Source organism: Pseudoalteromonas undina, assembly GCF_000238275.3.
GTDB lineage: Bacteria > Pseudomonadota > Gammaproteobacteria > Enterobacterales > Alteromonadaceae > Pseudoalteromonas > Pseudoalteromonas undina.
This window is the reverse complement of the sequence record NZ_AHCF03000003.1, coordinates 2,417,701-2,437,326: the sequence shown is the minus strand read 5'-3', so window position 1 is coordinate 2,437,326 and position 19,626 is coordinate 2,417,701. Positions and strand designations below refer to the sequence as shown.

The window sequence follows — 19,626 nt, the reverse complement described above, 5'->3', positions numbered from 1 at the left end:
TTAAAAGTAACCGCGAATACCTAGTGCAAAGCTACGACCTGGACGTGGTGCTATATTCTTTAAAAATGAGCTATGCACGCGCGCTTCTGTGTCTGTTAAGTTAGTGCCACGTAGATACACAGACACATCTTGATTTAGCACTGATAAGTCATATGAAACGCTGGCATCAAGTATGGTGTAGCCGTTTGTGGTTGTTTCTTCTGGCGCGGTACGGTCTTGCTCTTGATAACGAGTTACGTGGAGGTGCGCACTCAGCTTATTTGTTTGGTAGCTAAACTCAGTACCAAAACGTAGCGGTGGTGTGCGTGGTAAATCGCCACCGTCTTTAAGGCGTGCACGAACGTAATCTGAGAATAAATCAACTTTAAACTCATCGGTTAACTGCCATGCAACTTGTGCTTCAAAGCCATGTAAAATTACGTCATCTGTTTTAAATAAATAAACTGGGAGTTCAGATGAGTGATCATGCTCGTCACCGTGGTCATGATTATGCTCATCACCATGGTCGTGGCCGCTTTCGGCGTATAGGCCTGTGTCGATTTGGTAATAATAATTGTCGACTTGGTTGTAGAAAGCATTAAGAATGAAACCGATATCACCTTGGGTTTTACGAAACGTTAAATCAATATTGTTTGCTGTTTCTAGGTCAAGCGCTTGCTCAGATAAACCAAAATGGCCGTCTTCATGAATATCAAATAGTGCGCCTACTTCATAAGTACCAGTTCCAATGTGAGGGCCGAATGATAATAGCTCAGACACCGAAGGAGCACGCTCAGAACGAGATACCGACAAGCCTAAGTTGTAGCTAGGTGCAAAATCCCACACGACACCTGTTGATAAACTAACTGGTGTGAATTCTTGTTCTACGTCAAATACGCGAGTATTGCCGGCATGTTCTTCATGAGCATGATCGTCATGAACACCGGTGTCATTGTGTGCGTGTGCATCAATGTTAGGTAGTAACACGTTATCAGCATCGATGGTTACCCGTTCAACTCGGCCACCTAATTGCACTAAAAAGTCACCAAAGTGTTTTTCTTCCATTAGTGCTATAGCAAAGCTTTGTGTTTGTGACGGTGGTGTGAATGCCTCAGAGCCTTGCGCTTCAACATCACTGTGTTTGTAATGAAAGCTCAAACCACCATTCCACTGCGCAAACGGGTTATGCATTAAGTCTACGCGTAACTCATTGGTTTCATTTTCAAACGTGGTACCCACTGCGCCATGTTCAATTTCAGCATGTTCGTAATCTGTAAAACCTGCGCGCAGGTTTACTCTATTAAGCCATTTGTTATCAAGGTTATATTCACCTAGCAACTGCACTTTAGTTTGCTCTAAGTCGGCATATACGCTTTCCTCAGCGCTATTAACATCTTCGCCACCATGGGTGTGGCCTGGAATGCCGTATTGACGATTAAATTGCTCAACAGCTATACCTACAAAACCTTGATCAAAGAGGTAGCTAGTACCTAAGGTAAAGCCGTCAGACTCCTCATTGCTGTTTGCAACGGTGTAATCGCCACTATGCTCTTCATGGTCATGGTCATGGTCATGGTCATGGTCATCGTGGGCTAATTCAGCGGCCACGGGTATTTCATAGTCATCAGCTTCACGCCAAAAGGCATCAGCATAAAATGCAAAAGAATCAGTGCCAGTAGTGGCATTAAATGAGGCGATTTTTTGATTATCAACAGAGTTGTGCTCTACATTCCACTCACCGCGAGTAGTGCTATCTGTTGGCACGCGATCATCAACTACATTAACCACACCACCAATGGCGCCGCTGCCATAAAATAATGTGGCAGGGCCACGTAATACTTCGATTTGTTTTGCGGTTGATGCCTCTGATGCGACTGAGTGATCAGGGCCAACGCGCGAAACATCACTGACATCAAGGCCATTTTGTGTAATTAGAACACGCGGCCCGCTTAAGCCACGAATAATAGGAGTACTGGCTACTTTTGCATGAAAGTTAGTATTAACCCCCGGGAGTTTTTCAAGGCTATCGCCAAGGGTTGCAGCTTGCTGCCGTCTTAATTGTTCGCCAGATAACACGCTAACGGGAGACGAGGATTCCATTGCCGACATGTGAATAGGCGTCGCTTCAATATCAATTACTTCAATTGGTGAACGTTCTAAGTTAAAGGTAATTGACTGGCTTTTATCATCACTAAATGTGATATCTCGATGCAGATGGGCATAACCAGGGGCGGTAATATGAAGTTCTTTTAAACCACTTTTTAAATCAGTTATTACGAACTTACCGCTTGCATCTGTTACTGCTGTTATATCTGAGCCTTCAACTTCTACAGTTGCATTAGTCACCACTTTACCTTGGTTGTTTAGAACAACACCTTCGATGGTATTTGCAAGTGCATTTGTTGGTAGTAGGGCTGCTATAAACAAAGCTAATTGAGATTTTCGTGTCATTTGAATTCCTTTGCGAATGTTATATTGTATCAATTGTGCTTGAAATGTTATATTGTATCAATAGTTAATTAACTAAAAATCACTCAGGATATATAATTTGGCTACTTCACCTACATAACTTAAGTTGAATTTTTATTTAAATTCAGTGCGTTAAGTGTTTCTGTCATTATTTAGGTGTTGTTCGTGGGGGATCTGTTTGCTGTAAAGCAAAAGTTAGTTGTTACATTTATTTATCTCTAGTTAATAAATTTTTAGATAAAACCACAGCGGAGGCATTGAGCAACAAGGATGGCAAAGTTAAAACATCAGCCCACTACATTAGAGTGGGTAATATGAAAAAGCAGCGATTTAAAGAGATGATGGGCTTTGCGATAAAAAGATGTGAAGCCTTTGAAAAAAAATTAACGCCAAAACGTCAGCAGGTATTTGAAATTCTATTGAAAGCAAATAAACCTTTGTCTGCTTATGAGTTAACAGATCAATTTAATAAGCAAATAAATACACCGATTTTGGCAATGTCCGTTTATCGGATATTAGGTTTTTTAGAGTCGGTAGGTCTGGTACATAGATTAAAGTTAGAAAATAAGTTTATACCGTGCAGTCACGTTAATGATGATAGAGATCATCAACTATCGATGTTTTTAATTTGTAGCTCTTGTAATAAAGCAAGTGAGGTGAATGACCTTAACAATTCGGTTAAATCTTTGTTTAGGGAACTGAAAATGAAAGGGTTTACGCCAGCAACTTCGCAATTAGAAATCTCAGGTGTTTGTTTTGGGTGCCAGCAAAGTACCGCTAACACAATTAAAAAGAAGGATAAATAATGAAGCTGACTCAAACAACAGCAGATAAGCTTGCCATTGGGCTTTCGTTAATGTGCACGGTACATTGTTTTGCAACACCGGTTATTTTAGCGCTGTTGCCAAGCTTTGCTGTACTACAAATAAATGCTGAACAGTTTCACTTATGGGTTCTTGCTGTAGTATTACCAACAAGCTTATTAGCTTTGAGCTTAGGCTGTAAAAAGCACAAACGTACACGTTATATGGCGTGTGGAGTTGTTGGTCTAGCTTGTTTGATAATTGCAGTATTGCTAGGTCAAGAAGAGGCCGAAAAAGCGCTCACTTTAATTGGCTCCGCTTTTATCGCACTAGCCCATTGGTTTAATTACCAACAGTGTTTTAAAAAGAATAACGAAAATTGCCTCTGTTCAGGTGATAAATCAGATCAACTTGTTTAACACTGCCAGTGTTAAAAATAGCGACTATGTGGCATTGTAATTATAAATATCGTTTTTTAGGTAAACTAATTTAGTGAATACTGCTTTAAGGCTTTTGCTGTTACTTTGTGTTTTCATCTGTTTTAAATTAAGCGCAAATACCCCCTACGAGATCCCTAGAAGTAGTGTCATTGAGCTCACCGATCCTGCTACCAAGCGGGTGTATCCTATTTTTATCCAGCTACCTAAGTCATATGCAAAGGAGCCTAATAAAGCGTATCCTGTTATTTATTTAACCGATGCGCCGTATGCATTTCCTATCGTTGCCGGTGCCACACGGTTTCCAATGAATAGCGGCAAAATGCAACAGGCTATTATTGTGGCGATCAGCTATGAAAAAGGCTCAAGAGGAGCTAGTAGTCGAGTTAGGGATTATACACCCACTCAATCCCTGAGCTGGAAAAAACAAACCGGTAACGCTAAAAATCATGCACTGTTTTTAAAAAATACTGTGCTGCCGTTTATCGAAAAAAGTTACCGAGCAAGTAACACGCAAAGAACGTATATAGGTAACTCGTTAGGCGGTTTATTTGGCGCCGCTGTTTTATTTACGATGCCTGAGCTATTTAGCAATTATATTATTGGCAGCCCGTCGGTTTGGTTTGATAATAATGCACTGCTAGCGTTAAAAGCGAATAAGCCCCAAATGCCAATAAAGGTTTATGTATCTGTTGGGGCAAAGGAAACTCCAGCCTTTGGTGAAGGGCAAAATATGGTTGAAGGCGCAGCGCAACTTGTGAAAAAAATTAATGCACTCAATAGTGATAATATAAAATTAAAAAGTGTTGTTATTGAAGGGGCACAGCATGCAACCGCATTCCCAACCACCGCAATACAAGGGCTTGATTGGGTATTGGGAAGCAGTCAATAAGCTCGCAATGGATTTTCGATGCTTTTATAGTTAAATAATTGATATTAAATCGCTTTAATGTCGCTTTTCCACTTTACCAGCGCTGCTATAAATTCGGGGCCAATACCACAGCAGCCGCCAATAATTGTTGCGCCTAGGCTATGCCATTGTTTAGCAAATGCTACATACTCAGCAGGTGATAAATCGCGGTAACCTTGCGAGCCTTCATTGGCTTTATAATCACTGGCGATTGGTGTAAAACCATTCGCAAATGCCCCTAAATCAACATGTTTATTTTGCTGTTTTAGCACGCGATTAGTGTCGCGCAGCGCTTGTTCAATAACCTCGGGAATAGAGCAGTTAAAGAATATGCCCGCTATTTTATATTCGAGCAGTGCTAGGATAGCGTCTGATACTAATTCACCAGAGCGCAATGTCGCTTGTTCGCTTACTTCATCACTTAGGGTAAATGCGTAATAACATGGCTTGTTTGAATTCTTCAGTACGCTTGCCATTACCCGCGCTTCTTCAATGTTTGATATGGTTTCACCAATCCAGATATCTACATATTCGTCTTGTGCTTTATAAAGGGTATCTAAAATAGTAAATGCGCGATCACTTTGGAAAAAATCAGCACGATACGAGCCAAAGGCAGGAGGCAGTGAGCCGGCAACGAGTACCGTTTGCTTTGCGTTTTGAGTCACCTTTTTTGCAATAACCGCTGCTTGCTCAGCAAGCGCAGCACCTTTTGCTTGGTAAAGCGTTTCACCCAAGTGAAAGGGTACACATGCATAGCTGTTAACAGTAATTATTTCAGCGCCAGCATCTATAAAACCTTGGTGTGCTTGGGTTACACATTGCGGTGCTTCTATTAAAGCTTGCGCACTCCACAGTGGCTGTGAAAACGGCGCGCCCATGCGTTTGAGTTCACGACCCATGCCGCCATCTAATATTATTAACTTGCTCATAATGGACTTCTATACTTCTAAATAATTAAAGCTATTCAAACATACTTTTTGAAAATTCATAATGAAACTTCATCAGGTTGAGTATGAAAGAAGTTCAACATGTTAAAGCTGTTTTTAAAAGGCACAAAAAAAGCGACTACCCAGTAAGGTGTCGCTTTTCTTTTTACAAGTAAGCTATTACTTGTAAAACGCTTCTACAGTGCCTTTTACTTTCATAAGTAATGGCTGGCCGCGACGGTCTAGCGCTTTAGGTGCCGCTACTTTTATCCAACCTTCGCTGATGCAGTACTCTTCAACGTCAAAACGCTCTTTACCGTTAAGTGTAATACCGATTTCATGTTCAAATACTTCTTCTACATAAAATTTGCTACGTGGGTTAATAGACAGTTGATTAGGTAATTCTGGTTTGTTTGTATCAGTCATAATAGTGATCTGCGTTGAATTAATTATGCGCTATTGTAGGCAATAGCAAGCTTAGGCTCAAGCAAGAGATCAATAAACTAATATATTGTGATGTGCTTTTATAGAGCTGTTACATATATTATGAGAAGGGTTAAGCAGTCGATGGAAATACAAAGTAGGTGTTATTGATATAAAATTTGGCTGTCACCTTCTTGTCATTAAAATTACCTTTATTAGTAACATCTATTTCCTATAGTGCAGCGGTTGATGTTTTTGAGCTCACAGTTTTTAAAAATAACCACTACATAATGGGAATTACGGATGAAAATTAAAAAAGTCGCTGCGGCAATCGCACTCACCTGTGCGTTTAGTGCCGTTAGTCATGCCAATGTTCTACCGCAAAGTCAAAAAGACAGCAGCTGGTACAGTGCCGCACAAACAAAACTAACAACTAAAACAACGCAAGCACAAGCGGTTAAAAGCACCAAAGCTAAAAATGTAATTTTATTTGTTGGCGATGGCATGGGTATTTCTACCTTAACAGCGGCGCGTATTTTACAAGGTCAACGAAACAACCAGCTCGGTGAAGAAGGCTATTTAAGCTTTGAAAAATTCCCGTATTCAGCACAAGTTAAAACCTACAATGTTGACGCACAAACGCCAGATTCAGCAGGCACTATGACAGCAATGATCTCAGGGGTAAAAACCGATGTGGGTGTTATTGGGGTTGATGAGAAGGTTGAACGAGGTAACTGTACAACGGCTATCGGTAATGAATTATTAACAGCCACGGAGCTGGCTGAAATTAAAGGCTTAGCTACCGGTGTTGTTTCAACTGCACGTATCACTCATGCGACACCGGGTGCAACGTATGCTAAATCAGCTGATCGCAACTGGGAAGATATCTCAGACATGCCAGAGGCAGCAGTTAATGCAGGCTGTGAAGATATTGCCTCACAGCTAGTTAACTTTGAAAAAAACCTAGAAGCGCGTTTTATAGGTACCGATGTTGATGGCTTAGACTTTGTAATGGGTGGCGGCCGTCGTCACTTTTTACCTAAAGATGCATCTGCAAATTCAAATGATGCAATGAGCGCCGTAGAAGGCGATCGTACTGATGAGCGCAACCTTGTTACTGAATGGCAAACACAATATCCAAATGGCACTTATGTGATGGATCAAGCTGGGTTTGATGCTATTGCCGATGATGCAACCCAAGTTTTTGGCTTATTTAACGAATCGCACATGCAATACGAAGCTGACCGTGCCAACGATATAGCTGGTGAGCCGTCGCTTACCGATATGACAACTAAAGCGATTGATGTACTGGGTAAAAACGAAAAAGGCTTTTTCTTAACCGTAGAGTCGGGCCGTATTGACCATGCTCACCATGCGGGTAATGCTTTTAACGCACTTAACGACACTATTGAATTTGCAAAAGCCGTTCAAGCTGCCGTTGATAACACCGACCCTGAAGAAACGCTTATTTTAGTTACAGCCGATCACAGCCATGTGTTTACTATTGCAGGCTACCCGAAACGTGGTAACCCAATTTTAGGTAAAGTGGTTGGTGTTGGCCAAACTACACCAACGCTAGCTGCTGATAACATGCCATACACCACAGTAGGTTATGCAAATGGCCTCGGTTTTAGAAACTTAGTTGATGAAACGGATGCAGATGCAAGCTATGAAACAGCTGCGGTTGCAGGACGTGTTGAGCTAAATGGTGTTGATACAAATACGCCAGGTTTTCACCAAGAGGCTACTGTTCCACTTGGCTCTGAAACGCATGCAGGTGAAGATATTTCATTGCATGCAATGGGCCCAGGTGCTCACCTTGCTCAAGGTGTTATAGAACAAAACGTTGTATTTCATTTAATTAATCAAGCTCTTGAACTAACTCAGCAATAATGGCGGCTCACATGAATAAATTAACAGTACTTTCTTTAGCAGTAATGGTCGCATTAACTGGGTGTTCGAGTGATGACGACAAAAACAGTAATAATATTTTAGCGGTAGATAACCAAATCGCAGTAGGCTCAGCACAATGTGTTAATGGCGGCGTAGAAACGCAAAGCGGTGTTGATACCAATACTAATGGGCAATTAGAGAGCAGCGAAGTAACGCACACTAACTTAGTATGTAACGACCCAGCTACCTCATTAACGAGTGAACAGCTCGCTTCATTAAGTAACAATGCTTGGTTTAGCGACGCACAAACTAAACTTGCTAGTGCGCAAGATGCAGCAAGTAAGGTAGTAACAGAGTCAGGTAAAGCGAAAAACGTGATCTTGTTTGTTGGTGATGGTATGGGTATTTCTACTATAACGGCAGCGCGTATTTTAGCGGGGCAATTGCAGGGTGAAATGGGTGAAGATCACCAATTAAGCTTTGAAACTATGCCGTATTCTGGGTTTGTAAAAACTTATAACGTAGATGCACAAACACCTGATTCTGCCGGTACGATGACAGCAATGGCCTCTGGTGTAAAAACCGATGTGGGTGTAATTGGTATTGATGAAGCGGTTGAGCGTGGTAATTGTGCATCAGGCAAAGGGCATGAGCTTGTTACTTCGTTAGAGCTTGCGGAAATTGCCGGTAAATCTACCGGTATTGTTTCTACGGCACGTATTACCCATGCAACGCCTGCGGCAACTTATGCTAAGTCGGCTGATCGTAACTGGGAAGATATTTCAGATATGCCAGCTTCAGAGTCAGCCAATTGTGAAGATATTGCTTCACAGCTGGTTAATTTTGAAAAGAACTTAGAAGCCCGTTTTAGTGGTGTTGATGTAGACGGAATCGAAGTGGTTATGGGTGGCGGGCGTCGTCATTTTTTACCTAAAGATGCAGCCTTTAATTCTGCAGATGCGGTGAGTGCTGTTGAAGGCGACCGTACTGATGCGCGTAATTTAGTGACAGAATGGCAAACAACTTACCCGACTGGTACTTACGTAATGGATCAAACTGGGTTTGATGCCATTAGCGATGATGCCACAAAGGTATTTGGTTTATTTAACGAATCGCACATGCAATACGAAGCTGATCGCGGTAACGATATCGCTGGTGAGCCTTCGCTATCGCAAATGACTGAAAAAGCTATTAATGTTTTAGATAATAATGATAAAGGCTTTTTCTTAACAGTTGAGTCGGGCCGTATTGATCACGCCCACCATGCGGGTAACGCTTACAATGCATTAAACGACACTATTGAGTTAGCGAATGCGGTAAAAGTGGCGATGGAAAATACTAACCCAGAAGAAACACTAATCGTGGTCACGGCCGATCACAGCCATGTGTTTACCATTGCGGGTTACCCTAAGCGTGGTAACCCAATATTGGGTAAAGTGGTTGGTGTAGGCCAAACAGAGCCAAGTTTAGCTGCCGATGATATGCCTTACACAACGGTTGGCTACACTAATGGTGGTGGCTTTAGAGACTTAGGCAATGAAACCGATGCAGATGAAGGATATAACTTTGCACCCGTTACAGGGCGCGTTGATTTAAGCAATGTTGATACTACAACGCCGGGCTTTCACCAAGAAGCACTTGTGCCACTATCATCAGAAACCCACGCCGGTGAAGATGTAGGTGTGTATGCAACCGGACCTGGTGCCCACTTAGTGACTGGAACTAATGAGCAAAGCTTTTTGTTCCATGTTATGGACTTTGCCGCAGATTTTGTAAAAGCGGCGGATGAAAAAGTAGCGCAATAAATTAACTAGCAAAACAAACAGCCCGCACACTGTGCGGGCTTTTTTGTGTCATACAAATGCCATTATTAAGCGTTATTTTAGAGTCATAAAGTAATGTTTAACTAAGAGATTACCCCAATGAAAAAGCTATTATTTATATTCTCAGCACTGGCCAGCACGAGTGCGCTCGCCCAGCAGTGCGACATTGATGCTGCGCAACTAAAAGCCGACTATAAAATTACCAATCAGCACAAATCGCAGCACAGTACCCAGTCACTTACTCTTTGGCGAAACAATCAGCAGGTGGCGCATCAAAGTGAAACACTAACCGAGCTTTGGCAGCAGCTAAGTAATAACCAGCTTCGTCCTATTCGTTACTTTAATGCCGAACAACGCGGTATTGAGTACCAACCATCGGAGGTACGTGGAGTGCAAAATTGGAGTGCTAAAAGTCAGCTGGTGGATAACCATTTAATTGCAAAAATGACCCTAGTCAGTTCACAAGGTGAGGGTTGTAATGAGGTAAAAAATTATGTGCTTAATGAGGGCGATAACCAATTTAAGCTGGCTTTTCTCCCGCAAGCAAAATTAGTTAAAACTTTTAGTGTGACCAATAAAAAAAGTGATACTCAAACCTTGCTTAGCTTAAATGATGTAAACAGTGATACACCTGCAATTAAGGCTCAGTTTGCAAAATGGGATAACTTTCAAACCACCGATTACGCGGATATTGGCGATAACGAAAGCGATCCATTTTTAGCTAAAATGATTAACCTAGGTTTTATAGAGCACGGCGGTACCGGTTTTTATAACCAGCAAGGCGAAGCTATTCAAGGTGGGCATCATCACTAGCATTTTTTGGCTTAACCGTGCTCTCGGTTAAGCCATTTTTATAGTCGTTGGCGTCACAGGTATTTAAGTTTTGCCGTGCTTGTTTATCTTGTTGTAATACTTGCTTTAAATCCTCCATACGCTGACGCACAGCCACACCATAACTGGCATCATCACCCCATAGTTCGGCAAGTTGCAGTACCGCTGCACGGTCGTGATCTCTAAATAATTTACCAGCACGTTCAGCATCTTCTTTGCTATTACCAAGCAATTGCAACGATTCTATGGCTAAGTTTATGGCTGAGTCGACGGTTTCGCGGTTAAATGCATCTACTTTTAAATTAAGTAATTGGTATGCATGGCGGCGATCTATGGCACGCGCTACTATTTTTAATTGTGGATAGTTTTTATGCGCCAGCTTAATAATCTCAATGGTTTTATCAGGGTTATCAATTGCAACAACCAGCATTTGTGCTGTGTGCGCGCCTGCTGCTTCAAGCAGTTCTTGGCGTGCTGCATCACCATAAAATACGGTATTACCAAAGCGGCGCAGCAGTTCTATTTGGCTTGGGCTGTGATCAAGTACGGTAATTTCGTAGCCTTGCGTATGTAATAAACGTCCCATTATTTGCCCAAAACGGCCATATCCGGCAATGATCACATGTTTTGCTGTGCTTATTTGTTCTGGTTTATCAAACTCGGGCTTAGTGCTACTACTTCGTTTTTGTAGTTGTTCATAAAACATCAGGAGTAAAGGGGCTATTAGCATAGATACCGCAACCACTAAGGTCACTAGGCTGGTTTGCTCTGGAGTTAAAATACTTAATGTGGTGGTCACGCTTAAAAGTACAAACGCAAATTCTCCACCTTGTGCGAGTGCTAGAGTAAACAAGAGTTTTTGCTTTGAGCTGATATTAAATGTGACAGCAAGGGCAAATAAAATGCAGGCTTTAATGACAATTAATAACACCACTAAGGCAATCACGATACTGAACTGGTTAAACAGCAATTCAAAATTAATTGATGCGCCAACCGTGATAAAAAATAACCCCAGTAATAAGCCTTTAAAGGGCTCTATATCGGCTTCTAGCTCGTGTCTAAATTCACTTTCGGCCAATACAACACCGGCTAAAAAAGTACCGAGTGCGGGTGATAAGCCAATACTTTGCATCACTAGCGAAATAGCCACCACTAAAAACAATGCAAAAATTGTGAATATTTCACGCATGTGGGTTTGCGCGATGTATCTAAACAGTGGTGCCGATACATATTTACCGCCAGCAATAATAGCGGCAATAACTGCAACAGAAACCCCTACTTGTTGCCAAATAGGCCAGCTAGCAATGATGGAGTCGTTAACGTCTTTTGAGTTACCTTGTGGTGCAAAAGCGAGTAAGGGGAGTAGCGCTAAAATAGGTATAATCGCAATATCTTGAAATAATAAAACTGAAAATGCATTTTGCCCAGCTTCTTGCTTTAACCAGCCTTTTTCTTCAAGACTTTGCAGCACAATAGCCGTTGAAGATAGCGCGAGCATTAAGCCTATAGCCAGTGCGGTTTGCCAATGCATAGCAAAAAACCAATAACAAAAAGCAAAAATAGCTGCTGCACTTAATACCACTTGTAATCCGCCAAGCCCTAAAATTGAGTGGCGCAGAGTCCATAAACGCGAAGGTTGCAGTTCAAGGCCGACCAAAAATAGCATCATCACTACGCCAAATTCGGCAAAGTGCATTACATCGGTTTGGTCACCTACAACTCCTAATGCGTAAGGGCCTATCAAAATGCCGGCAATTAAATAACCCAGCACAGAGCCAAGCCCAAGTCGTTTTGCTATGGGAACTGCAACGATAGCGGCGGCTAAGTAAATTAAAGCAATTTCTAGCATGGGGTGCTCTCTTGAGGTTAGGAGTTATTTGTATTTTGATACTACTATAAATTAAGTTTGAGTTAATTGTGAAAGAAACATTATTAACGCATACTAATCCGCAATACTATTTAATCATTTTGAAGGGGTAAACCAGATGTTAGTTGCGTTAAAAACTTCTCTTTTAGAACAACTAAATAACAATGTTTTACCTTGCTATCGACACGATTGCCCTCCCTCAAAATAGCTCACTTAATTAAGCGAATTGGTATTACTTTATTGTGTACCATTAAATTTAATAATATGTTTTTTATAGGAACTAAAATGAGTATTAAGCTGCTTTTAAAAATTATGCTGACCACTGTGTTTGCTGCGGTATTTACACAAACGGTGCAAGCTCAACAGTACAAGGTTGAGTTTGAGCCACAGCGAGCTGAGCTTGAACAGCAAATTACTGGTGATGAATTTAATGACTATTTAGTTAGTGCAAAAGCAGGTGAAATTCTGAATGTGACTCTGACTCCTTCAAATTTAAGTAACTACTTTAATATTTTGCCCTTAGACAGTAATGAAGCCGTATTTATTGGCTCAATAGAAGGGCATGAAGCTAAATATCAACTCAGCACAGATGGAGATTATGTTGTGCGAGTTTATTTAATGCGTAATGCAGCGAGACGTGGTGAAACAAGCGATTATAAGTTAACCATTATTAAACATGCAGATGTAGCCGTGCCTGTAAAAACTATGCACCCAAGCTGGGATAGCGATGGCGATGGAATAAATGATTGTGAAAACGATGGCAGCTGTGACCACACTATTGATTATACAAAACCAAAAACGGTCAATTAATTGACCGTTTTATATAATTCGAAAGCAAAATTAGATTATTAGTCTAGCTTTACTGAACCAGAGATATTATCGATGCTAACATCGCCAGAGCCTGCTTCTGTAATAGTTAGCCCTTTAGCGTGATTAACGCGAATATCGCCAGAGCCATCTTCAATAGTTACGCTTGAGTCAATATGTTCAATCAGCATATCTCCAGAGTTATCGTCTACGGTAACTGCGCCATTAATATGCTTGATAGTTATGCCGCCCGAGCCATCTTCAACGTTTAATGCGCCTGTTACATTAGTAACTTGTATTTCGCCAGAGCCATCTTCAATTGCGACATTACCACTGACATTATCAATTTCAATGCTACCTGAACCATCATTTAATGCTAAATCGCCGACTACATTTTTTACGTAAATACTGCCCGAGCCATCGTCAATATTTAAGTTTTTAGCACTATTAATATCAATACTGCCAGAGCCATCTTTTACATCAATATTGCTTTGCATCGCGTTAATAACAATATCGCCTGAGCCGTCGTTAATATCTAAATTTAGCTTGTTAGGTACAGTGACCACTAAATCAATGCTTGGTGATTGACCGCTGTAAAAGGTAATTCCAGTATTACTTTTGTTTTGTGCAACAAGCTTTGCTTTTGTACCGTTTTGCTCGAGTGTGAGTTCGTATTCATCGTCAATGTCGGCAGTGTATATAGTGGCGTTAACACTAATACTGGTTGCTGTTGATGAGCCTGTTATTTTAAGTGAACCTGCGCCGCTTAGTACGTCTAGGTATTCAAGGTTATTGCTAGGTAATGTAAGTTGTTGTGTTTGTTTTACCGACGCAACGCTAGGCGATATATGAAATACACAACCGCTGAGTAATAAAATACCGCTAATTAGTGAAACGGGCTTAGTGAAGTTGAATAGAGTTGATGCGCTCATGTTTAGTCCTTTGATATTGATTATTTTAGTTAATATACAAAGTATAGAGCAAAAATGAGACCGAAATGTAAGTTATTGTTTTATATGAAATGACAGTGATTGCTAAAAAGATAAAATGCCAAAATATGGTGAAAAAGACTAAATGTTAATAAAAAGGATGCATGATGCATCCTTTTGTAATTACTCTATTTTTAATTGATGTTTACTTAAAAGCTATAAGTAATGTTACCGTATAAAAAGCGCCCATCTAAACTGTAGGGTGTATAAGGCGTGTATGGAAATATTTGCCCAAAGTTAGAGTAGCCAATGTTATCTACCGTTGCTTGTGGATACTGATCAAACAGATTATTTGCACCGACTGCAAACTTCCACGCATCGTTAGGGCGATAAGCAACTTCTAAATCAGTGATCCATTTGGCATCTAAATATTCATCACCATCGCTGGTAGTTGAAATATCTGCCACTTCCCCATAGCGAGTTGCACGCAAGGTTGTTTGCCATTGGTTAAAGCTCCAAACGGCTGATAGGTTTAGCTTGTTATCGGGTGTGCCTTGCTCAAAACGACCGACTTCACGACGGGCAAATACCACGTAGTCATCACCTAGAGAATTTAGCTCGCTTGGGTTTGCATCAACATGAGTCACTTCGGTGTCATTAATGTTTGCTGCTGCGTTTAAGCGCAGATCACCCAATGTATTTAAATCAAGCGTGTACGTTGCCACAATATCAACACCTTGCGTGCGCGAATCTATGGCGTTAGTAAAGTAACGCACACTTTCGGTATTTAGCTCGCCCGCATTGGCTAGAATTTGCTGCACAGCGTTACCGCTTAAGTTTTCAGAGAGTACGATCCGGTCATCAATATCAATGCGGTACGCATCAACCGTTAAACTAAAGTTACCTTGGGTATAAACAAATCCAGCGGTAACATTAACCGAGTCTTCGGCATCAAGCTGTTTTGCACCTAATGCTTGCGCTGCAGGGGCTGAGCTTGGAAATAAGCCAACTTCAAAAGGCTGGTTATTTTCAAGAATAGTCGATATTTGACGGTACGAGCTTTGTGCAAGTGACGGCGCACGAAACCCAGTACTGGCAGCACCACGTAATGATAGGTTGTCGGTAATACTGTAACGCGTGGCTAATTTTGAAGTAAATGTGTTACCAAAATCGCTGTAATCTTCATAACGACTGGCTAAAACTACATTCCACTTATCAGTTAAATAAGTGTCAAATTCAGCAAATACGGCAACGTTATGACGGCTTTCGTTAGTTGCGCTTTGTGGTCCAAAACCAGGAAGCACTTGCGCGCCGCCAGCAGCAATTGGGTTGCCGTTGTTATCAAGCGCAGTAATATAAGAGGCTTCCTCGCCTTGCTCTATTTTATAGCTTTCATGGCGGTATTCAGCACCAATAGTGAAAAACACATCATCGGGTAGACCAAAATCAACGCTGGTATTGGCATCAAAATTAACTAAAAATTGATCGTAAACCATGGCGCCGTTATCAAACTCAGTTTGGCTATTAGTACCTAAAGAAGTATTGAGGCTATTTACAACGCCTAAACCAAAGTCATTTCGGCCGTAGTTAGTGCTTACATCCCACGCCCAGTCGCCACTATCGCCTTGTAAACCAAGTGCCAGCGAGTAATCTTTTACGTCGGTAGCAATTTGTGGCAAAAAGCCATTGGGGTAGAGCTCTAAAACATTGCGGCTGTCTTTTGCACGACGGTAAAATCCGCCCGAGTTACCTTCACGCTCTGAATAGCTACCAAACGAATAAACATTAAAGCCATTCTCTAAATCGTATCCCATATTGTAAAACAAAGCGTAATCTTCCAGCGCTGCTTTACCAAAACGGTGATTGTAGCGGTTGATTGTAAATTCGCGTGGGTCTAGGCTGCCATCATCTAGGCGGCTGTATTGTTCGCGCGGATCAAAACCAGAGCGTTGAGTTGAGTCGTTATCACGGTATTCAATTGATACATTTACAAAGCCATTGTCTGCCAGTGAAAAACCAGAGTTTGCGCTAATTGTGCGGGTATTACCGTCGTTAACGTGACGATCGTCGCCTAAATTAAAGGCAAGGTTACCATTATCATCCGCACAAGTGCTATTTAATTGTGGCGCACCGGCCATTTGGCTGTCGTATTGGCCATAAGTTACGCTAACACTGCCGCCTTCGGTGGCATCTTTTAAAACAATATTGATTACACCCGCAATAGCGTCAGAGCCATACTGGGCTGCAGCCCCATCACGTAGTACTTCAACACGCTTAATTGCAGAGGTGGGGATCATGTTTAAATCGACCGCGGTAGAGCCGCGACCAACCGTACCGCCTAAGTTTAATAACGCACCAGAGTGGCGACGTTTACCATTAATAAGCACTAGAGTGTGATCAGGTGCAAGGCCTCTTAAAACCGCTGGGCGAGCATGATCGGTACCATCAGACAGTGTGGCACTTGGGTAGTTAAAGCTTGGCACTTGGTTAGCGAGCACTTGGCTGATTTCAAGTTGACCTGTGCTTGCCATATCGTCGCTGCTAATAATATCCACAGGCACGGTACTTTGCGCAATACTTCGTAAGCTGCGGCGCGTGCCTGTTACTGATATTACTTCGATATTCTCTTCCACTTGGTTAGTTTGCTCAGCCGCATTCGCAACTGAAAAAGAGGCGCTAAGTGCGGTGGTAATAGCCAAGCTAAGTGCTAATTTTTTATTAGCTGATAAATGCTGAAAAGTCATTAAGCGTGCCTTGAAGATTTTGAAAAGTGCGCATCATATAGAAGCGGCTAGTGCACCGCAAAGATCTAAATTGACTATGTTATTCAACTATTTTTATAAAAAGAAGTGATCCTAATACTAGGCTAAAATGAGGATAGAGCGAAAAGTGAAAAATATTAAGAATATGCCGATTTATGCAGAGAAAATGGCAGACTAAGTGATAAAAAAGGCCAAACTATTTGCTTGGCCTAATAAATAATATTTAATAATTACTCAGGTGCTACTTCAAGGGTTGTAAATAGTGCATAGCGACCTACGTCTACGCCAGCTTCATTAACTGTTACTTTTTGAGACGTTTCAATTAGGTATAAACCAGGGTGTTGCCAAGTAGTGGCAAAAAAACCGTCTTTATCTGTGGTTACTTTAATCTCACCACGGCTATTACGGTAACGTGTATCACCTTTTAAAATACTTATTTCAATCCCTTCGCCAACCGGCTTGCCATCGCTTAGTAGTTGAAAGCGTGCTTGCTCACCAACAAATAAGTCGTTTGGATGGGTTGGGCCGCTTAGCTCTAAGCCTTGACCTAGTTGAGCGGGTTTTGAAGTGCCATTATGGCTAACAAAGGTATCAACAGTAGAGATGGTTTTAATTGTGGTGATATCGCTGGCGTCTTTAGGTAAGTTGGCATCTGCTTTTTTAGCGAATACACGGCTTCGCTCACCTGCTGCATTTTTGTAAAATGTCATGTACATAGGTTTTTGCGTCATCGCAATATGGTAGGTGCCTTGTTGCTGAAGTTTTACTGCTGCAGAGCTTTTGCGCTTTAGGTAATAGGCACGAATGGTATCGGTAACTTGCTCGCCATTTGGGGCAAGTGCCATAAGCAGAGTATCGTCGTACTCTGCGCCTTTTGTGCTTGGACGAAATGCTTTATCAGGTGCAAAAATTTCGTTAGAAATACTTGCGTCAATCATAACGTAATGCGCTTTATCGCCAGAAAGCGAAGTGTGCGAAGGTAGTAACCAACGGGCATGTGCACTTGCCGCTGTTGATACAAGCGCCGATAAACTCAGTGCACCTATTAATGCAATTTTTGATAAATTAACGTTCATTATTTTTCCTTTAAATTTGAATGATAAGTAGGGCTACCTAGCGCTTACAGTGACAAAGCTGGTCGCAAATTCGTTTTTACCTTCAATAGTTATTTTCTCTGATTGGGTTAAATCAAGCTCAATGCGGCTGTAATCACGGCCACCTTCTTCGCGCACAACTTCAATATTAAGTAGGTATTTACCGGGCGTTACAGGGTTATCGTTTAGATCGTTGCCATCCCAACTAATTGTATATGTGCCGGCACGCTTGGTTGCGCCGCTGACACCATCAAACTGAGCATTACTTTTACCGGCTTTGCGCCACCATTGGCGTAGATCTTTAAACCATTCTGCTTTTTGAACCCATAGTGCAAGTGTTGTTACGTGTTTGCGCTTTGGTGTTTCCAGCCATACAGCAACATAAGGTCGGTGGTAAGGTTGCACGTTTAAATCGGCGAGGGTTAATTCAACTTCTAACCTTGGCGATTGTGCATGAGCATTAATTTGAAATAGCGCGGCGACTAACAGCGTGATGCTTAGCCATGGTTTAATTTTAAACATTAAGACACTCCTTTTATTTGTGGTACCCAACACAGGTAAATAACAATAGGTGTTGCTACACCTAATGCGGTTATCCATATTCCTGCTAAGCGTTTTTTTCTATTTTGAAATAAAATAATCATGCCGGTGATGGCAAATAGGATCATCAGCACTGCTGATATATCAATAACCCAGCTCCATACTTCACCGCTGTAACGACCTTTATGTAGGTCGCCAATTACACTTAAAAACCCCCCAGTTTGATAATCGAGTAACAATTCGCCACTAATAAAATCAAATTCTGCGTAGGCGTAGCCTGCTGGTAATGGATAGTCGAGCATGACCAGTGAATCTTGCTTTTCCCATTCAATGCTTTTTACTTTATTCAGCCCATATTGCTTGGCTAGGTAAGCTTCTATTTGGGGATAAATAGTAGGTAGTGTATTTAATTCTGTTTGTGCTTTTACAAGTAGTTCAGCTGGAATTGCTGCGGTAATTTGGCCGTTGTTTTTATCGTTTTTTAACCAGTCAACATGATTTAGCACTATGCCGCTTACACAAAATAGAATAAGTAAAAAAAACAAAGCGGTAGAAATATAGATATGTAAAGCACGACTCGTACTATATAAAGCGCGTTTATTAACAAAGGGCATAAAAGGTGCAGATTTAATTAATTTGTACGGATGATAATGATTTGCATTAGCTGTTACAAATTTATTTACCAAACTTTACACTTTATTTTGCTTATATCGAACGTATTAGTTTTTAGGTGGAGTTGAGGGCTTAGAAATTAAGTAAGTCAAAACCAGCACTTCTACAACAGCAACTAGGACAATAACCCAAGAAGGAGAGCTGCTGTATAATAAAAATATAAAGCCTATTAGCATACCTATGCCCGCAGCATATTTTGCCTTTACAGGAACTACTTGATGAGCGCGCCAATGTTGTAATGTTGTGCCAAAGCGAGGATGGTTTAATAGCCAAGATTCAAGCGCGCTAGATGAGCGAGCAAAACAGGCTAAGGCTAAAATTAAAAACGGCGTGGTTGGCATAACGGGTAGGACAACACCAATAATGCCGAGTAATACACACAGCAACCCCAGCAATTTAAAGCCGATATTTTTATAATAAATAAAAACGTTTTGTATTTTCACGCTAGCTCTATTTAATAA

17 protein-coding genes are annotated in these 19,626 nt (G+C 41.3%); 7 read left to right on the top strand and 10 right to left on the bottom strand.

The window, feature by feature from the left end; genetic code table 11:
- Positions 1–2,430, bottom strand: a complete 2,430-nt coding sequence (locus tag PUND_RS14880; RefSeq protein WP_010392184.1) for a TonB-dependent receptor — start codon at positions 2,428–2,430, stop codon at positions 1–3.
- A gap of 332 nt (positions 2,431–2,762) precedes the next feature.
- On the opposite strand from PUND_RS14880, the gene PUND_RS14875 reads away from it, so the two are divergent.
- The 3 genes from PUND_RS14875 (at position 2,763) to PUND_RS14865 (ending at position 4,580) form a co-directional block, all read left to right on the top strand.
- Complete coding sequence (locus tag PUND_RS14875) at positions 2,763–3,254, top strand: Fur family transcriptional regulator (RefSeq protein ID WP_010392186.1); 492 nt, start codon at positions 2,763–2,765, stop codon at positions 3,252–3,254.
- A complete protein-coding gene (locus tag PUND_RS14870) occupies positions 3,254–3,670 on the top strand; it encodes a MerC domain-containing protein (protein ID WP_010392188.1) in 417 nt (138 codons plus the stop codon). Before PUND_RS14875 ends, PUND_RS14870 begins: the two co-directional genes overlap by 1 nt.
- 73 nt (positions 3,671–3,743) lie before the next feature.
- Entirely contained in the window at positions 3,744–4,580 is an 837-nt protein-coding gene (locus PUND_RS14865) for an alpha/beta hydrolase (RefSeq protein WP_010392190.1), read from the top strand.
- 44 nt (positions 4,581–4,624) lie between these two features.
- Here PUND_RS14865 and PUND_RS14860 read toward each other — a convergent pair whose 3' ends face one another.
- Both PUND_RS14860 and PUND_RS14855 read right to left on the bottom strand, forming a co-directional pair.
- Positions 4,625–5,527 (bottom strand): homocysteine S-methyltransferase family protein, encoded by a 903-nt coding sequence (locus PUND_RS14860; protein ID WP_010392193.1) that lies wholly within the window; start codon positions 5,525–5,527, stop codon positions 4,625–4,627.
- Between the two features lie 177 nt (positions 5,528–5,704).
- Entirely contained in the window at positions 5,705–5,950 is a 246-nt protein-coding gene (locus PUND_RS14855) for a DUF3297 family protein (protein ID WP_008112798.1), read from the bottom strand.
- Between the two features lie 300 nt (positions 5,951–6,250).
- Here PUND_RS14855 and PUND_RS14850 point away from each other — a divergent pair, with 300 nt between their 5' ends.
- From PUND_RS14850 to PUND_RS14840, 3 genes are all read left to right on the top strand, one after another.
- Positions 6,251–7,840: an alkaline phosphatase gene (locus PUND_RS14850; protein WP_010392195.1), complete on the top strand. Its 1,590-nt coding sequence runs from the start codon at positions 6,251–6,253 to the stop codon at positions 7,838–7,840.
- 11 nt (positions 7,841–7,851) lie between these two features.
- Positions 7,852–9,645, top strand: coding sequence for an alkaline phosphatase (locus PUND_RS14845; protein WP_010392197.1), 1,794 nt, complete (start codon positions 7,852–7,854; stop codon positions 9,643–9,645).
- 117 nt (positions 9,646–9,762) lie between these two features.
- Positions 9,763–10,476, top strand: coding sequence for a hypothetical protein (locus PUND_RS14840; protein WP_010392199.1), 714 nt, complete (start codon positions 9,763–9,765; stop codon positions 10,474–10,476).
- On the opposite strand, the gene PUND_RS14835 is transcribed toward PUND_RS14840, so the two are convergent.
- Positions 10,451–12,343 carry a monovalent cation:proton antiporter-2 (CPA2) family protein gene (locus tag PUND_RS14835; RefSeq protein ID WP_010392202.1) on the bottom strand — a complete coding sequence of 631 codons (1,893 nt, stop codon included), beginning with the start codon at positions 12,341–12,343 and terminating at the stop codon, positions 10,451–10,453. The genes PUND_RS14840 and PUND_RS14835 overlap by 26 nt on opposite strands.
- Before the next feature lie 303 nt (positions 12,344–12,646).
- Between PUND_RS14835 and PUND_RS14830 the strand changes: the two genes are divergently transcribed.
- On the top strand, positions 12,647–13,171 hold the full coding sequence (locus PUND_RS14830; protein ID WP_010392204.1) for a hypothetical protein: 525 nt from the start codon (positions 12,647–12,649) through the stop codon (positions 13,169–13,171).
- Between the two features lie 38 nt (positions 13,172–13,209).
- Here PUND_RS14830 and PUND_RS14825 read toward each other — a convergent pair whose 3' ends face one another.
- The 6 genes from PUND_RS14825 to PUND_RS14800 all read right to left on the bottom strand — a co-directional run bounded on the left by PUND_RS14825 (position 13,210) and on the right by PUND_RS14800 (position 19,608).
- Positions 13,210–14,100, bottom strand: coding sequence for a DUF4097 family beta strand repeat-containing protein (locus PUND_RS14825; RefSeq protein WP_010392206.1), 891 nt, complete (start codon positions 14,098–14,100; stop codon positions 13,210–13,212).
- Positions 14,101–14,306: 206 nt separating this feature from the next.
- On the bottom strand, positions 14,307–16,841 hold the full coding sequence (locus PUND_RS14820) for a TonB-dependent receptor plug domain-containing protein (protein ID WP_010392208.1): 2,535 nt from the start codon (positions 16,839–16,841) through the stop codon (positions 14,307–14,309).
- Between the two features lie 248 nt (positions 16,842–17,089).
- Entirely contained in the window at positions 17,090–17,935 is an 846-nt protein-coding gene (locus tag PUND_RS14815) for a DUF4198 domain-containing protein (protein ID WP_010392210.1), read from the bottom strand.
- A 33-nt stretch (positions 17,936–17,968) separates the two neighbouring features.
- Positions 17,969–18,475, bottom strand: a complete 507-nt coding sequence (locus PUND_RS14810) for a DUF2271 domain-containing protein (RefSeq protein WP_010392212.1) — start codon at positions 18,473–18,475, stop codon at positions 17,969–17,971.
- The gene (locus tag PUND_RS14805) at positions 18,475–19,107 is read right to left on the bottom strand and encodes a PepSY-associated TM helix domain-containing protein (RefSeq protein ID WP_041709754.1); all 633 of its coding nucleotides are present in this window, start codon (positions 19,105–19,107) and stop codon (positions 18,475–18,477) included. The genes PUND_RS14810 and PUND_RS14805 overlap by 1 nt, the downstream gene beginning before the upstream one ends.
- A gap of 105 nt (positions 19,108–19,212) precedes the next feature.
- Positions 19,213–19,608, bottom strand: a complete 396-nt coding sequence (locus tag PUND_RS14800) for a YbaN family protein (RefSeq protein ID WP_010392216.1) — start codon at positions 19,606–19,608, stop codon at positions 19,213–19,215.
- Between the last annotated feature and the right edge of the window lie 18 nt (positions 19,609–19,626).

Bases quoted from the DNA above. Each gene is read 5' to 3' on its own strand.
- PUND_RS14835 (WP_010392202.1), bottom strand. From the start codon at position 12,343: ATGCTAGAAATTGCTTTAATTTACTTAGCCGCCGCTATCGTTGCAGTT.
- PUND_RS14845 (WP_010392197.1), top strand. From the start codon at position 7,852: ATGAATAAATTAACAGTACTTTCTTTAGCAGTAATGGTCGCATTAACT.
- PUND_RS14880 (WP_010392184.1), bottom strand. From the start codon at position 2,430: ATGACACGAAAATCTCAATTAGCTTTGTTTATAGCAGCCCTACTACCA.
- PUND_RS14830 (WP_010392204.1), top strand. From the start codon at position 12,647: ATGAGTATTAAGCTGCTTTTAAAAATTATGCTGACCACTGTGTTTGCT.
- PUND_RS14840 (WP_010392199.1), top strand. From the start codon at position 9,763: ATGAAAAAGCTATTATTTATATTCTCAGCACTGGCCAGCACGAGTGCG.
- PUND_RS14815 (WP_010392210.1), bottom strand. From the start codon at position 17,935: ATGAACGTTAATTTATCAAAAATTGCATTAATAGGTGCACTGAGTTTA.
- PUND_RS14860 (WP_010392193.1), bottom strand. From the start codon at position 5,527: ATGAGCAAGTTAATAATATTAGATGGCGGCATGGGTCGTGAACTCAAA.
- PUND_RS14870 (WP_010392188.1), top strand. From the start codon at position 3,254: ATGAAGCTGACTCAAACAACAGCAGATAAGCTTGCCATTGGGCTTTCG.
- PUND_RS14810 (WP_010392212.1), bottom strand. From the start codon at position 18,475: ATGTTTAAAATTAAACCATGGCTAAGCATCACGCTGTTAGTCGCCGCG.
- PUND_RS14820 (WP_010392208.1), bottom strand. From the start codon at position 16,841: ATGACTTTTCAGCATTTATCAGCTAATAAAAAATTAGCACTTAGCTTG.
- PUND_RS14825 (WP_010392206.1), bottom strand. From the start codon at position 14,100: ATGAGCGCATCAACTCTATTCAACTTCACTAAGCCCGTTTCACTAATT.
- PUND_RS14850 (WP_010392195.1), top strand. From the start codon at position 6,251: ATGAAAATTAAAAAAGTCGCTGCGGCAATCGCACTCACCTGTGCGTTT.
- PUND_RS14805 (WP_041709754.1), bottom strand. From the start codon at position 19,107: ATGCCCTTTGTTAATAAACGCGCTTTATATAGTACGAGTCGTGCTTTA.
- PUND_RS14855 (WP_008112798.1), bottom strand. From the start codon at position 5,950: ATGACTGATACAAACAAACCAGAATTACCTAATCAACTGTCTATTAAC.
- PUND_RS14875 (WP_010392186.1), top strand. From the start codon at position 2,763: ATGAAAAAGCAGCGATTTAAAGAGATGATGGGCTTTGCGATAAAAAGA.